18 protein-coding genes are annotated in these 13,425 nt (G+C 41.3%); 13 read left to right on the top strand and 5 right to left on the bottom strand.

The genetic code is table 11. The features are described from left to right. Positions 1 to 229: 229 nt before the first annotated feature. Positions 230 to 1,183 carry an integron integrase gene (locus ASG24_RS04490; RefSeq protein ID WP_055868304.1) on the bottom strand — a complete coding sequence of 318 codons (954 nt, stop codon included), beginning with the start codon at positions 1,181 to 1,183 and terminating at the stop codon, positions 230 to 232. 1,002 nt (positions 1,184 to 2,185) lie between these two features. Between ASG24_RS04490 and ASG24_RS04480 the strand changes: the two genes are divergently transcribed. The 8 genes from ASG24_RS04480 (at position 2,186) to ASG24_RS04445 (ending at position 7,048) form a co-directional block, all read left to right on the top strand. Continuing rightward, a complete protein-coding gene (locus ASG24_RS04480) occupies positions 2,186 to 2,578 on the top strand; it encodes a hypothetical protein (protein WP_055868298.1) in 393 nt (130 codons plus the stop codon). A 73-nt stretch (positions 2,579 to 2,651) separates the two neighbouring features. Further along, positions 2,652 to 2,975 carry a hypothetical protein gene (locus tag ASG24_RS04475; RefSeq protein WP_055868295.1) on the top strand — a complete coding sequence of 108 codons (324 nt, stop codon included), beginning with the start codon at positions 2,652 to 2,654 and terminating at the stop codon, positions 2,973 to 2,975. Positions 2,976 to 3,049: 74 nt separating this feature from the next. After that, positions 3,050 to 3,382 carry a hypothetical protein gene (locus ASG24_RS14605; RefSeq protein ID WP_156376514.1) on the top strand — a complete coding sequence of 111 codons (333 nt, stop codon included), beginning with the start codon at positions 3,050 to 3,052 and terminating at the stop codon, positions 3,380 to 3,382. Positions 3,383 to 3,412: 30 nt separating this feature from the next. Beyond that, positions 3,413 to 3,925, top strand: coding sequence for a hypothetical protein (locus ASG24_RS04470; protein WP_055868290.1), 513 nt, complete (start codon positions 3,413 to 3,415; stop codon positions 3,923 to 3,925). A gap of 673 nt (positions 3,926 to 4,598) precedes the next feature. Next, positions 4,599 to 5,285, top strand: coding sequence for a hypothetical protein (locus ASG24_RS04460; RefSeq protein WP_162241157.1), 687 nt, complete (start codon positions 4,599 to 4,601; stop codon positions 5,283 to 5,285). Between the two features lie 164 nt (positions 5,286 to 5,449). Then, entirely contained in the window at positions 5,450 to 5,953 is a 504-nt protein-coding gene (locus ASG24_RS04455; RefSeq protein WP_055868279.1) for a T6SS immunity protein Tdi1 domain-containing protein, read from the top strand. A 367-nt stretch (positions 5,954 to 6,320) separates the two neighbouring features. Then, on the top strand, positions 6,321 to 6,548 hold the full coding sequence (locus ASG24_RS04450; RefSeq protein ID WP_055868276.1) for a hypothetical protein: 228 nt from the start codon (positions 6,321 to 6,323) through the stop codon (positions 6,546 to 6,548). Between the two features lie 176 nt (positions 6,549 to 6,724). Continuing rightward, positions 6,725 to 7,048, top strand: coding sequence for a hypothetical protein (locus tag ASG24_RS04445; RefSeq protein WP_055868272.1), 324 nt, complete (start codon positions 6,725 to 6,727; stop codon positions 7,046 to 7,048). Between the two features lie 125 nt (positions 7,049 to 7,173). Here ASG24_RS04445 and ASG24_RS14600 read toward each other — a convergent pair whose 3' ends face one another. After that, positions 7,174 to 7,632, bottom strand: coding sequence for a hypothetical protein (locus ASG24_RS14600; RefSeq protein ID WP_162241156.1), 459 nt, complete (start codon positions 7,630 to 7,632; stop codon positions 7,174 to 7,176). Between the two features lie 255 nt (positions 7,633 to 7,887). On the opposite strand from ASG24_RS14600, the gene ASG24_RS04440 reads away from it, so the two are divergent. Together ASG24_RS04440 and ASG24_RS04435 are read left to right on the top strand one after the other, a co-directional pair. Beyond that, positions 7,888 to 8,409, top strand: a complete 522-nt coding sequence (locus ASG24_RS04440) for a hypothetical protein (protein WP_055868269.1) — start codon at positions 7,888 to 7,890, stop codon at positions 8,407 to 8,409. A 421-nt stretch (positions 8,410 to 8,830) separates the two neighbouring features. Next, positions 8,831 to 9,160, top strand: a complete 330-nt coding sequence (locus ASG24_RS04435; RefSeq protein WP_055868266.1) for a hypothetical protein — start codon at positions 8,831 to 8,833, stop codon at positions 9,158 to 9,160. Positions 9,161 to 9,612: 452 nt separating this feature from the next. Here ASG24_RS04435 and ASG24_RS04425 read toward each other — a convergent pair whose 3' ends face one another. After that, entirely contained in the window at positions 9,613 to 10,356 is a 744-nt protein-coding gene (locus ASG24_RS04425) for a hypothetical protein (protein WP_055868259.1), read from the bottom strand. Positions 10,357 to 10,359: 3 nt separating this feature from the next. Beyond that, positions 10,360 to 10,725, bottom strand: a complete 366-nt coding sequence (locus tag ASG24_RS04420; protein ID WP_055868256.1) for a hypothetical protein — start codon at positions 10,723 to 10,725, stop codon at positions 10,360 to 10,362. Between the two features lie 415 nt (positions 10,726 to 11,140). On the opposite strand from ASG24_RS04420, the gene ASG24_RS04415 reads away from it, so the two are divergent. The 3 genes from ASG24_RS04415 to ASG24_RS04410 all read left to right on the top strand — a co-directional run bounded on the left by ASG24_RS04415 (position 11,141) and on the right by ASG24_RS04410 (position 12,899). Next, a complete protein-coding gene (locus ASG24_RS04415) occupies positions 11,141 to 11,557 on the top strand; it encodes a hypothetical protein (protein WP_055868252.1) in 417 nt (138 codons plus the stop codon). 340 nt (positions 11,558 to 11,897) lie between these two features. Continuing rightward, positions 11,898 to 12,257: a hypothetical protein gene (locus tag ASG24_RS14595; RefSeq protein ID WP_156376512.1), complete on the top strand. Its 360-nt coding sequence runs from the start codon at positions 11,898 to 11,900 to the stop codon at positions 12,255 to 12,257. A gap of 144 nt (positions 12,258 to 12,401) precedes the next feature. Further along, positions 12,402 to 12,899, top strand: coding sequence for an ATP-binding protein (locus ASG24_RS04410; RefSeq protein ID WP_082487978.1), 498 nt, complete (start codon positions 12,402 to 12,404; stop codon positions 12,897 to 12,899). Between the two features lie 103 nt (positions 12,900 to 13,002). On the opposite strand, the gene ASG24_RS14345 is transcribed toward ASG24_RS04410, so the two are convergent. Then, positions 13,003 to 13,425 carry a GyrI-like domain-containing protein gene (locus ASG24_RS14345; RefSeq protein WP_369814156.1) on the bottom strand — a complete coding sequence of 141 codons (423 nt, stop codon included), beginning with the start codon at positions 13,423 to 13,425 and terminating at the stop codon, positions 13,003 to 13,005.

The following is a 13,425-nucleotide window of genomic DNA, read 5'->3' as shown; positions in this document are numbered from 1 at the left end:
TAGCCCTTTATTTTTTTGTCATCTCGCAAAAAGTTCAACCGAGGATCTGTAATCACTCTTATCCGGCCCATATTTATGGATCTTAATTAAGGCCGATAACAATAGTATTTGTTTATTGGTTGTGCGTTCGTACTCGGAGAACTTGGTAGATAATCCCTTGTGAGTAAAGTGGTTAGATTTTTCTCGGATTCGAAAGAACGGCCACAAATGGCCGTTTATAAGCTTCTTGTCAAAGTCGATCAAAAGGGCTGATGACTGATTTTGTTGCTTGCAGCACATGCGTGTAAATCATAGTGGTTTGTAAGCTGCGATGCCCTAGTAGCAATTGAATCGTGCGGATGTCGGTACCTGAGTGCAATAAGTGTGTTGCAAATGAGTGACGTAGTGTGTGAWTAGATGCATGTTTTCTGATCTCTGACTTAATAATTGCAGCGCGAAATGCTCGTTGAAGGGTGGTGTCAGCCATATGCCAACGTACCAGGTGTTGATCCTTCCAAGGCCTCAAAATTGAAGAAGGAAACACAAACTGCCAGCCAAGTGTRCGCGAAGCTGATGGATATTTTGTATACAGAGCATTTGGCATCAGAGCATTTGGCATCACTGCGTAACCACCACCTTTGAGTACATCCGTAGTGTGTAGTTGGGCGACCTTGATTAGATGTTCTTGAAGGCTAGTGATGAGCATGGTTGGAATAATAGTTGTTCTATCTTTGCCGCCTTTTCCATCTCGCACGACCAAGGTTTTCGAGCTAAAGTCTAAGTCTTTTATGCGCAGCCCAATGCACTCACTAATTCTTAAGCCTGCTCCATAAATAAGTTGAGCCATTAATTGGCAGGTGCCATTCATCATCGTCAAAACATTGTTAACCTCATCTACCGTTAAAACAACGGGAACTGTATGTCGACGTTGAATACGCTGGAGATGAGCCATTTGGCCTAATGGCTTTTGTAGCACAGCTGAGTATAAGAAAACGATTGCGTTCAAAGCAATCGTTTGCGTCGAGGCAGAAACTTTTCGATCCCGAGCAAGATGATTCAAAAACAGTTCAACTTCTGCTGAACCCATAGTTTGAGGGTGGCGTTTATTGTGAAAGTAAATGAATCTTCGAATCCAGTGARAGTWAGCTTCTTCAGTGCGTGGGCTGAAGTGTCGTCTTCGACACACAGTGCTTACCTGATCCATTAGACGCGGCGGGTTAGGTAGATTTTGACCCCATAAATGTAGCTCCTAAACAGGGGTTGAAAATGATGAAGTTTACCTAAATTAAAAGTGATTGCGTCCGCAATTACACTTAATTATTATACGGACAGGTTTNCCATAAATGTAGCTCCTAAACAGGGGTTGAAAATGATGAAGTTTACCTAAATTAAAAGTGATTGCGTCCGCAATTACACTTAATTATTATACGGACAGGTTTCCTTCTAAACATAAGAAATACTTGGAACGACGCATGAGAGTTTCCCTTTTAAAAATATTATTATGCGAACAGATGCGTCCGGTTAATAACTGTTAGAGCACAAATCATGAAAGCCACAGAGTTGAAATTCCGCGCTCACGAATATACAGGGCGAGAAAAAGGGATGATGGTAATCGGAAGCACTACTCAACTTCAGCAGTTATCCGAGCTTTTGAAAGCTCCAATTCATACTGAAAAATTACTGAATGGCCAACACAAGTTACTTCAATTAATATTGGCTCTGAATCCAACCCATATATTTTGTCATTTCACATTGAAAATAACTCTAATAAGCCAGTTTCAAACATACTACTGAATGGCCAACACAAGTTACTTCAATTAATATTGGCTCTGAATCCAACCCATATATTTTGTCATTTCACATTGAAAATAACTCTAATAAGCCAGTTTCAAACATACCTAGAAACTCTAGTCCATTTTGGCTACTGGCTACATTATTTCCCTTAGCAGTTATTGGTGTGTTTGCAATAATCCATTGGGGCAAAAATGCGCTCTAACCCATCCATCAAGCGGGACTGGCGAAAACAAGCATCTATGAAANCCCTTAGCAGTTATTGGTGTGTTTGCAATAATCCATTGGGGCAAAAATGCGCTCTAACCCATCCATCAAGCGGGACTGGCGAAAACAAGCATCTATGAAAGCAATTTTAATAACTTCGGCTGTGCCACCATTCTCGCCAGCCCCTTATCTCAAAAGTTAGAGCGCTATGAGCCATTTGCCAAAATTTGCTACTGATCAAGAACTCATTAAGTTCGTCGATGATTGGGCCGCCTTGATGGAGAGCGAAGACTATGAAGCAGCTTTCGCACTCACCGCGCACATACCCGAGATGAAGTGGACTCCATCTCTCATGAAAGACGTAGTAAAAGCATACGACGAGTGCAGCCCTGATCAGAAAGTAACAGTCCAAGGCATGCCCTCCGACGTGAGCCAGCGCAAAGAGGTCAGTCGCTGGCCTAAGAATCGCTACGGCGAAATTGCTGAAATTTGGCATGACCTAAACATTAACGGGTTGGCGTCTGACCTTACGGCCACATTTCGTGTTGTGGAAAGCAACAACGGCTTGGTGGTAAAGCTCAATGATATCCATGTCATGTAGTTTGCGCTCTAACCCATCATTCAAGCGGGACATGCTAAAGCGTGCCCCTTAATTCAAACGTTAGGGGTTAAAGATGGCTCGCTTATCTGAAGCGCAGAATGTGCTAATCGAGGCTTCTGTCCCTCTCGTCAACGGGCACAAGGTGGTTCTTCTTGACGTTGGCGGGCGCAAAGACGTTCCACTTGTCGAGTACAACCAGAACATTTACTGCGTGGATGACTTCGGAAATATTGTTTGGCAAGTTGATGCGCCAACGTCACAGTTCTCTGAAAGAGATTCCTTCGTCGGAGTCTTCAAGAACAAAGAGGGCCTGTTACGTGCAGATCGGTTCGGAGGGAACGAATACGTCATCGACCCAAAAACCGGAAAGGCAAACTATGTCGGCTGGCATAAATAACCCTAACTGGCGCTTCAAGCCGACGTGCCCGAAAAGCCCGGCACGCGGCTTAAGCTGGCGTTAGAGGTCTATCTGTGGAAGCAGTCGCTGGAGGTCAATCGCTCGCTCGAATCCTTGCTGCTATCGAAGGGTTCTTTGTTACTTATGGCGAGTGGCCATCTATAGTTCGCCTCACTCCAGGCTACATTGCGCATTTACAAAGTAATGTATTATCGCCATCAGAGTTATCGAAGTTAAAAGACAAAATTACCCTTGTTCCCGATGTGTTATCAACAGTTATCGCAGAGAATCAAAATGGCCTGCAATACAACTATGGCACTTCAGGTTTTCCAAAATCAAAACCACCAATTCGTGCAAGAGATTGGCTTTGGCAACCTCTAACCCATCAGTCAAGCGGGACTGGCTAAAGCCAGGCCTTAATTCCAACGTTAGCAATCATGAATTATATCTTTGTCATTCTTTTTGCCTTCGCACTGTCAGGCTGTCATGGTATGGCCGACTATCTCGGCCCGCCTCCTAGTGCCATTGGGGCATCAGCCGTTCCAGTTGACCCCGAAGCAGTGAGGGTGGATTCCAAGCTGTATCCAAAGTTTCACCTTGCATCAAAGATAAGCCCACCCAATTGGGTCTCTCCATATAACCCTAAATTTCAGCTTCCGATGGTTGACATCCTTCCAAGTGACACATGGACAGTCCGCCATTTTATTGGAGGACTTTTTATAATCACATCGGAATCATACGACACGCGTGAAAAAGTGGCGGCAGGGAAGTTTGGAGGAGATTATATAAATGGAATATTTATTACGCCTGAGGGTCATGTCTCTGGAGGCTGGATATGTTTTAAGAATCCGAAAAAAGCTATTCTTGCATCGGATCGTAAAACTTACCTCGTGCCATCACCATCGCAGGATAACGGATGGGAAAAGATTGTTTTTGAGAAAGTAGAGTGAGCGGCAACAAATCGTTCGAGTCGTTCGCTTCGCTCACTGGTACTGGCCGCTTGGCGTGTCCGGCCCCTCAACTCAAACGTTACGAGGGTTGAGATAGTCCTCTATAGAGGAGGTACAACGAAAGTTCAACGTTATAGTTAGGTGACAAGTCTACTTAGTTGCATAACGTAATTTATGTATATGTATGTGGACTCATAATCCGTTGGTGCTGTGTTCGACTCACAGAGGGGCCACCATTTATAGAGAGACTCAAGGTTAACGCCTTGGGTCTTTTTTGTTTTTTGGGTTAGTGTAGACTTCAAAAACTAAATTCGAGTGATGACATAGAAGATGCATTTAAAAATATACCCAATTAGTGAGAGCATATTTGAAAATGGTGTACCTTGGGACATGTTTTTAGAGGCATTTTCTGATTTTGAAATTATTAAAGATCCCAAAGATACATATGACGGACGTTTAATTCTCCAGCACCCTCTTCAAGACATTCATATATATATATATAAGGCTATCAGATTTTATTAATAAAGACTGTCTAGATATTGATTTTGAGTATGATGATGTTTGTGAGATAAGACACTTAGAGGCAAGTTTGGACCATCCTCTCTGGAAAGGCATTTATTTCATACTGAGCAATCATAAAACTCTTCTATTAGTAAAACCGCCAGGCCCGGGCATGCCTCTCACAACGGGTGTCATTGTGAGCCGAGATGATTATTTGCGAGAGTTACCAACTTGGATAGATGATGAAGATCATAAATTTTTATGCTCAACATTTGAAGATTTTCAAAGGGTGATTGTCTCCGGATGGCAGTTAAGCATGCAGTTTATTGAAGCATCAGATTCAAAGACTAAATGGGCCAGTAAAGAGCATGATGCTGAAATCTATAAGGTTTTTGAGAATTACATCACAGGCAAAAGAGGAAACAAGATACGATATGCTTGGGACGGAAGGCCTGTTAAGCCGAATCTAAGCTCAGGGACATTCCTCGATGTCTATGGGATAGACGTAGATTGGCGTGATATGGACTCATCAATTGTTGAATACTTTGCGGACTCTCTGAAATATGAACAACTAATTGGAGAAGAGACTGAAACTTCTTTGGTCATAAGCTATGAAGGGCGAACTATCGAATTATCCATTGATGAAATAGGTAAAGAGCGCTACAACACAATACGAGCTATAAATAAATTAATTGCTCCAGATTATGAGATTCGCGCCGTTCTGCGTTCAATGCGTGGTGACACACATTGCTTTCTATTCGCACCATCATGGTTATGGCAAAATCTTCAAGAGTCTTACAGCGAGCAATTGAGTCTTAAAGTAAAGGTAATTACCGAAACAGATGGGTTTGTTTCATAGCCCATCCGTTGGTGCTGTGTTCGACTACAGAGGGGCCACCATTTATAGAGAGACTCAAGGTTAACGCCCTGGGTCTTTTTTGTTTGTGGTGGTGAGTAGAGATTAGTATCAGTATAAAAATAGCTTAACCAAATTAGAGCATGCCTGAATTAAGAAAGAATAGTATGACTAACCGCTACTTCATTAATCCTTCGCAAGATGATCTCGATAGAGCACTTGAATCATGGAACTGGCTTGAGCTTCAAGGAAAGCAAGTTTTATTAGTTACAGCTTTTGCCGATGTATTTTTCGCCGCGTCCGATGGTATTTGGCTTCTTGATACCCTGGAAGGAAAGCTTAAAAGGATTTGTAAAACGCAAAGAGAGTTTGATGCGGCATTATTAACCGAAGAAATGGAAGATACATATCTTATGGCTCCCATAGTGGACTACTTGATTAATTCAGGCGTTACTTTGGCCGACTCAGAATGCTATGACTTCAAAATTCATCCTCGTCTTGGAGGGCAGATGCATCATGAAAATATTGAAGCTTCTAACTTCGTTCTGTCACTAAATCTAAGAGGTCAGCTTCTTGAGCAAATTCGACAAATGAAGCCAGGGACTAAGATTTCTAAATTTGTAATGCAGAATGATGCCGAACCAAAGCCATGGTGGAAGTTCTGGGCATGAGGCCATACTCCGAAACTCACATCCACCTGCAGCCCCAAACCCTACCTATAGTCGCACGTTCGGAGCCTTAGACCCTTGCCCCTAGTCACACATCTTGAGCCATAGCCAAACAATCAGGGGCTAGGTGATACGACTGGTAATCCCGGTGGGAATCGTTGGCCGTTATGTTGGCTTGGCGTGGGAAGTGTAGTTTCTTAGAGCGGGAGTGATTAGCGTTGGTAATCAGATTCGATTGAGAGGTGGGCCGTATTAGTTAGATTGGGGGCTCAAGGTTAACGCCTTGGGTCTTTTTGTTTTGGGTGAGGTAAACTAGGGATAGTTCTAAGGCTGGGAATTGCTGAATGAGTTCAAGTGTTGAGGAAAACTTATGAGTTGGAGAATAGGAAGCAGAATTTTTATAGAAATATGGCCGATCCTTCAAAAACACATCGAGGATGAAGATGAGCGGATTGAGTTTACTGCGGCACTATTGAAGTTATTCACAGAACGGGACATGGATACATACGACATTGAAGATGTTCATGCAGAAATTCGTGCAGCCATGAAAGAGGCTGGAATTGAGCTTGCTGAACCAGAGGAATACGAGGACGATTGATTTGTCCACTTCTAACTCTTCAGTCAAGCGGGATAGCTGAAGCACGTCCTTTATCTCAAGCGTTAGTCATAATGGAAGATTTAGAATTTATTTTCATTGGTGTTTTTTAATGATTACACCATTAGTTATATTTTTCCTAATTCGTTTCCTTTTGGTCGAAAGGTATATATAGGTATATGACTCAGGTATTCCAAATTTTTAGAGTTGCCGCCCTTACACAAACACCTGGCATGGAGGATGACAGAGAAGAGACTATAAATTTGTGCTATCAAGTCATTAAGTTCTTACAAGATAATGATTTATTGCTGCGCACCATGGCCAAGAGTATTGAGGACATAAATGATGACTTTGTTTTAATGTCCACAGACTTAACTGAAGACGGTGTAGATGTAATGAAAGCTGCATTTTATAAGTGGCTTAAAAAGACTGATACAGGCATGCCGCCAGAAGATACAACTTTGCTTATTAAAGCTTTAAACAAAGTCAGAAGTAAGAGCTAGGTGCACAAGTGGTACTGCTACTTAACCCCCTTATTGGTTGGAGGTTAGTACAAGGTTCGATTGTTAGGTGGGCAGTTCTAGATGAGACTCAAGGTTAACGCCTTGGGTCTTTTTTATTTTGAGGTCTATCTTACATCACATTCCTTTTTCCCACGGACGATGGTTATTTGATCGGCAAGTTGGCCTCTCATGCCGCAATGAAGCATATGCGAAACATCAATGAATTGAATCGTATAAGTATTGCCACTTCGAGTAATTGCGGCATTACCTTCTTCAAAACTGATCATGGTTGTCTTTCCTTTTTCAGACCATTTTGACAGCCTGTCGCCACGGCTAGCGCTTACATCGCAACTAAAATCATAGACTGTGCTGAAGTAACTAAAGGCGGTTACTTTGCCCTGACTAATTTCCAAAGATAAGGAGTGGCTATATTCATCATCTCCTGATCTGCAGTTTAATTTCTCACTAGCAGATAAGTGAACTGTCGAGAATGTAAGCAATATGAAAATAATCTTGTGGCTGGAACCTCGATTGAAAAAAATCATGTAAGAAACTATTCGCGTTAAGGAAGAAGTATTTAGCATATTACATCTATAGAAGCACATTTGAGGCATAGCTGGCTAATAGTCGGGATCCCGGTTGAGATCGTTGGCCGTTATGTTGACCTAGTGTGAGAATTGGATTTGTCCAGGCGGAAGTAACTTAGGGTTAGTTCAATATTCGATTGTTAAGTGGGCCGTACATCATGAGAGACTCCAGGTTAACGCCTTGGGTCTTTTTTGTTTTGTGGTAAGGTAGATAAACTAAATACTGATTTAAGTTGGATCCTTCGTCTTTATATGAAGTTACTTTATTTTATTGTTTTTCTAGTCTGTGCTTTTTGTTGTTCTACTGCATCTGCAGAAAAACCTGAATGGGCAGTGGCTTTGGTTAATACAAAAGTGCATGCTTTTGCATCAAGCGATAGTTCAATTATCCATGAGTTGTCAATCGGTGATAGATTACTTATTGTCGAGAGGGACGTTTCTGGTACTTGGGTACGTGATCGAGATAGTGGATGGGTACTCACTAGCACTACTGCATTCTTACGGCATCTTGAGAAAGTGCGCTCATGGAGGGGGCCAAAAAGTATTGAGATTGAAAATGGTGACTTTTCCGGCACATATCAATTTAGGCGTAATGGAAGCTTTACTTTGACCTCCGCAGGTAATGATGGAGCAGATGAATATTCCGGTCATCTTTTCAAGAAAGGTTTAGTTGTTTTCGCAAAGAAGTCAGGTGAACCTGATTTTGGTGATGTGTTTGTTTGGAATGGAGCCAGTTTTTGCTGGACGACAGACAGTAAACAGTGTTCGAAATGAAGCGGTGTGGAACTCATGTAAATCATTTCAGAATTCACCCGACGCACTTGTCGCCTTTCGATGCACTACATGGCTTTTTGCCTGGTTTCGGGTTCGTCATGTCGTCGATTCGTAACTATCCAGGCCACACTCGAAAACTCCTCCACTCGCAGTCCCAGGTCCGGCCCATAATCGCACGTTATAAGCCATTGTCAAGAAATCAGGCGCTGGCAGATATCGACGGTAATCACGGCGGCAATTGTTGGTAGTTACGTTGGCTTGGCATGGGAGTTTTGGTTTGTCAAAGCGGAATTGACTAGCGTTGATATTCAGATTCGATTGTTAAGTGGGCAGTCTATGATGAGACTTAAGGTTAACGCCTTGGGGTCTTTTTTTGTTTTGAGGTGGGGTAAACTAGTTAGGCCGTCAAATTGAGACAAAAATGAAAACCTTAAGTTATAAGTATTATTTTTATTTGCTGATGACAGGGCTATTTGTTTTGCTTTGTGAAGAGGCGGTTCCAAATGACAAAGCCTTTTTTCCAACAATATTCTTTACTCTTTGGCTTGTGTTTTCCCCAATCGTTATAACAATACTTTTATTCAAGCATTGGTTATTTTATTTGACAGTAAGCGCTTTAACTTTTTTTGTTTTAACCGTATTTATTAATAGTGTATTCATTGTTACAGCGGCCTATAGTGGAGTAATGCTAGGAATTATGATTAGGCATTTTTTCCCCGAGGTCAAACTGGCTAGAGAAGCAAAAGGATAAATAAATGATTTTTTTTCTAAGCACATTTTTATTGATACTTGGGGTGTTAAGTACAATTAGATTTGCGGAGGATGACAAAATATTCTGGTTATTATCATCGCTGTTGTCCGTTAGTGGACTCCCGATAGCGTTGTCATTATTCCCTGTGCCAAAATTAATAATTGATATATCAATCGTAATTGCGCCCTGGCTTGTCTTTATAGTTCAGCAATTCTACTGGAATGCTGAAAGCTGAATTACACCCTTGTTGCAGCCTACTCAAAAGTTTATCCGTCGCACTGCAGCCACAAATCCTGCCCAGAGTCGCTCGCCTTGTGCCATAGCCCGCAATTAGGGGCTGATTGATACGACGGTAATCCCGCTGGAAATAATTGGCCGTTATGTTGGCTTGGTGTGGAACTTGGAATTTTTTCAAGCGGGAGAGGCGCAAGGTTACCTGAGTTTAGAATGCATCATTGATTTACACTAGAAGTCTTCGAAGCAATTGTTTTCGACATATCCTGGAGCCAAGTTAAATCTTCTTCTCTCGAATATTTACAGTACCCATAGATATTAATTAGTTTCCCCTTGGCTAACAGTATTGTAGACACCGATGCCATAAGTACCTCCTCTGATTTATTGCCAAATTTAAAAATGTTCTTTGTCACGGAAGCTGTCGATAGGTAATTTTCTTGCTCTTCCGTTTTACCAAGGATGATTGTGTTTCCCAATCGGAAATCAAACGGTTGGAGTTTATAGCGCTTCTGTAGTTGTGAAATATTGTTTTTCACATCACGTTGATCTTTCAAGTCCATAGAGCTTGGAGGTTGCTCTTTTTTTGTTTTCTCAATGATCGCTTTATTAAGTGCTAGCTTAAGACGAGAGAATTCAGATACTGTCATCGTCTTTTCCTCTTCCTGACGCTCAGTTTGAATAATGAAATATCGATCAATGTCCAGTGGTTTACCATTCAACCAAGCTTCAACTCTATCTTTCTCATAAAAAGCATTTATAAATCGATGAGATGGAGGGGTAACAGCTTCAGAGCCTGCGTAAAGCTTGGGAATGGTTTCTACGCTTACAAATCCTTTAGGGGTCGGAAGCAGAATTCGCTGGTTCCCAACACTTCCCACGTAAACCTTTTCATCTTCAGCTGACTGGCATGCGCTAGAAGCAACTAGGCTAAGGAGTAAAAGTATTCTTAATGTTTTCATCATGCATTAAGCCAACCATTGCGGGGTAATCTCCCTTTTTAATCTTTGATTAATCCACCATCCTAACGCTCCAAGAACTGCACCAAAAGCAATAGCATAAGTTGGAGGATATGGCCAGATTAATGATGGAACACAAATCAATAAACCAATTGCTGATACTAGAAATAGCTTACCTTTACTTTTCCTTTTGAGTAGTAGTCTAATGGCTGCAACATAAAGACTGAGACTTGCAATAACCCATATTAAAAAAGAATACATGGATATTGCACCTTGGCTGGTCAAATAATAAATTGTTGTTGAGTAGTGAAACATTAGTCCAAATTGTATGAAGATTAGTAGGAGAACTATATTCTTAAGATTTTCAGTGGTCATTGCATCCCTCTTATTGATTAGATGTTTTTAGAGTAAGGCTAACATGCGAATGCTAGGCGGTTCTACGTTAATCAATATAAATGGTCAAAGCCATTTTTTGCAAGAAGTAGGTAGTACTTATTAGCTATAAGTTTCTATCATTATTCACAAACCCCGCCCAAAGTCGCACGTCTTGAGCCATAGCCCAACATTCAGGGGCTGGCTGATACGACGGTGATCCCGGCTAAGATCGTTGGCCGGTATGTTGGTTAAGCGTGGGAAATCAGATTATCCAGGCTGGAGTGATTTAGCCTTGATATTCAATTTCAATTGTTAGGTGGGCATTTCTTGATGAGAGACTTGAGGCAAACACCTTGGGTCTTTTTTGTTATGTGTTGAGGTAAGCTTGTGACTGAGAGTATTTTCAGAGCATCGAATGCAAAATCTTAAAATAAATACATTGATAACCATACTCGCAATAATGGGGATGATTTTGCCTTTAATTGTGAATGCTGACTCTGGTCCGTTGCTAAATGGGCCAGCTTTAGAGTGTATAGAACTAGACTTTCAGCATGTTCAATCAGCTCCTGAAAATTTGGAATCTATTTATTGTGGTTATTGGGCTGGATTAAGAATTCTTGAACTGAATCCACATCAGCCTTGGGTCGGTGGATACTCAACTCATGAAAATACAGAGGCTGTGCGGGAAAGAAGACGGATTGAGCTTTTAATAGTATGTAATGATGGGAAAAATAAAGCGTTTCACATTCTTGAAACCCGCTTTACAGACTATCAAATTAATTGCAGTAAATATCTGAATTTCGATAAGTTAACCACACAAAAATATCCTTAATTATTAGTTTATAGACGTGCGCCTTGAGCCATAGCCAACCAACCACGAGTAGGCTGATACGACGGTAATTTCGACTGAGATCGTTAGCTGGTATGTTGGCCTGAAGTAGAGGTTGGGGTCTGTTCAGACCTGCCAATCCAAATCCAAGTTTATTAGAATGCAACTTGGTGGACTCAACTTAATGCAGGAGTTCTATGCTCAAGCTCCAAAGTATCCCGCTGATCCTATTAGCAGTAAGGTGTAAGATAATTCTTACACCATTTTAAGAATGATTCTTATTTAAAGGGAAGGTGATTTTTAGGATGATTGCGGCTAGGTGTTTTACAACCGAGGGTGCTGCGTGTCTCAAGTTACAAAAAATAAAAAATTGGAAAGATCCATTGCAAACCTGTTAATGCCCGCTGGGGCAATAGTTGTTGCTGTTGGCGGTATGTTTGTAGTTTCAATTAGCTTGATAGTATTGATCGGTATTACCTTGGGTGGTAATTTTTCATTTGATGCGAAAAACAGTTTGAGTAAAAAAACTCAAGTATTGTGTTTATTACCAATTCAAACTCTATTGAAAGTGAAATCAAAAAGGCTGAGTTGGCAACTCCAGAACTTCCACTGCATGCCAGATTCCCACCTCAAATATCTTTGTCCAGTTTGCAGTTTATCTATCGCAATTAGGGTTTTGCTAGATCCTAGTGTGTACTGTTAAGTCATAGAGTTGACTCATAATCCGTTGGTGCTGTGTTCGACTCACAGAGGGGCCACCATTTATAGAAAGACTCAAGGTTAACGCCTTGGGTCTTTTTTGTTTTGTGGTGTTAGTATCAACTTTAGCAAAACTCAAGGATATGCTGTGAATCAAAAAGGTAATTTAATTTTCTTCTGTGGAGAGATGGGAGCTGGGAAAACTACAACATCAAAAACGATTGCGCGAGAGAAAAACGCTGTATTGATATCAGAGGACGAGTGGTTATCTGCACATTATCCAAACGAAATAAATTCCTTTGACGACTATCTAGCGTATTCATCTCGAATAAAAGCTTTTGTTATGTTGCACGTTCAGTCGATTCTAAAAACCGGCACTGATGTTGTTATAGATTTCCCAGCAAATACTATTAATCAAAGGGGTTGGTTTAAACAACTTTGTAATGAAATTGAATGCAACCACGAGCTTATTTATCTTGATCTAAGTAATGAGGAATGTCTTTTACAGATAGCGAAGCGAAGACATGAACATCCAGAACGTGCGCAGTTTGATAATGAGGCTGTGTTCTATCATGTAACTAACTTTTTTGAACCGCCTTCAGAAAACGAAGGATTGAAAATTGTACAAAAAAGTTCTGGTCTATGAGTTGATTAATATCGGAAATTCCCACTTACTCGACGACTTGTCCCCTTTAGATGTTCTGGCTGGCGTCGGTTTCATTAGGTCGTCGAGTCGACGTCTTGTTTGATTACTTCAGAGGTAGATAGATATCTGTCACTAGATCTGCCTCAGCAATATCTGGTAGTAAATTCAAATATTGAAAGTAAAGTGGGTAGTTACGTAATTCTTCGCCACTATTAGGCAGCCATTCCCAGGATAAGGGATAGATTGACTCTCCCAAGCGGTTATGTGATCCCAAATGCCTCACTACTGCGCAACGGCCACCAGGAATAGTTTTCATAACGATTCCATGCGTATTTTCTGGGACAGCACTTTTAACTTCGCCAGCAATGTCAAAGCGAAATTGTGAAGGTTCAGCTGTATCTGGATTGTCATAAGCGATGCCAAAGGTTCTGCTTTTGTTTTTGGGGGACAGCCCCGTTGCTTTCCTCCAAGCGATGAATTGACCTATCGTATTGTTAAGCTTCTCAACGGGCTCATTTTTCGGGAT

Origin of the sequence: Methylophilus sp. Leaf414 (assembly GCF_001425425.1) — a bacterium.
GTDB lineage: Bacteria > Pseudomonadota > Gammaproteobacteria > Burkholderiales > Methylophilaceae > Methylophilus.
The sequence above is the reverse complement of the archived record's forward strand: the minus strand, read 5'-3'. Positions and strand labels throughout refer to the sequence as shown.

Excerpts from the sequence above, each read along its gene's own strand:
- ASG24_RS04480 (WP_055868298.1), top strand. The coding sequence starts at position 2,186 with ATGAGCCATTTGCCAAAATTTGCTACTGATCAAGAACTCATTAAGTTC.
- ASG24_RS04475 (WP_055868295.1), top strand. The coding sequence starts at position 2,652 with ATGGCTCGCTTATCTGAAGCGCAGAATGTGCTAATCGAGGCTTCTGTC.
- ASG24_RS04470 (WP_055868290.1), top strand. The coding sequence starts at position 3,413 with ATGAATTATATCTTTGTCATTCTTTTTGCCTTCGCACTGTCAGGCTGT.
- ASG24_RS04460 (WP_162241157.1), top strand. The coding sequence starts at position 4,599 with ATGCCTCTCACAACGGGTGTCATTGTGAGCCGAGATGATTATTTGCGA.
- ASG24_RS04455 (WP_055868279.1), top strand. The coding sequence starts at position 5,450 with ATGACTAACCGCTACTTCATTAATCCTTCGCAAGATGATCTCGATAGA.
- ASG24_RS04450 (WP_055868276.1), top strand. The coding sequence starts at position 6,321 with ATGAGTTGGAGAATAGGAAGCAGAATTTTTATAGAAATATGGCCGATC.
- ASG24_RS04445 (WP_055868272.1), top strand. The coding sequence starts at position 6,725 with ATGACTCAGGTATTCCAAATTTTTAGAGTTGCCGCCCTTACACAAACA.
- ASG24_RS14600 (WP_162241156.1), bottom strand. The coding sequence starts at position 7,632 with ATGCTAAATACTTCTTCCTTAACGCGAATAGTTTCTTACATGATTTTT.
- ASG24_RS04440 (WP_055868269.1), top strand. The coding sequence starts at position 7,888 with ATGAAGTTACTTTATTTTATTGTTTTTCTAGTCTGTGCTTTTTGTTGT.
- ASG24_RS04435 (WP_055868266.1), top strand. The coding sequence starts at position 8,831 with ATGAAAACCTTAAGTTATAAGTATTATTTTTATTTGCTGATGACAGGG.
- ASG24_RS04425 (WP_055868259.1), bottom strand. The coding sequence starts at position 10,356 with ATGATGAAAACATTAAGAATACTTTTACTCCTTAGCCTAGTTGCTTCT.
- ASG24_RS04420 (WP_055868256.1), bottom strand. The coding sequence starts at position 10,725 with ATGACCACTGAAAATCTTAAGAATATAGTTCTCCTACTAATCTTCATA.
- ASG24_RS04415 (WP_055868252.1), top strand. The coding sequence starts at position 11,141 with ATGCAAAATCTTAAAATAAATACATTGATAACCATACTCGCAATAATG.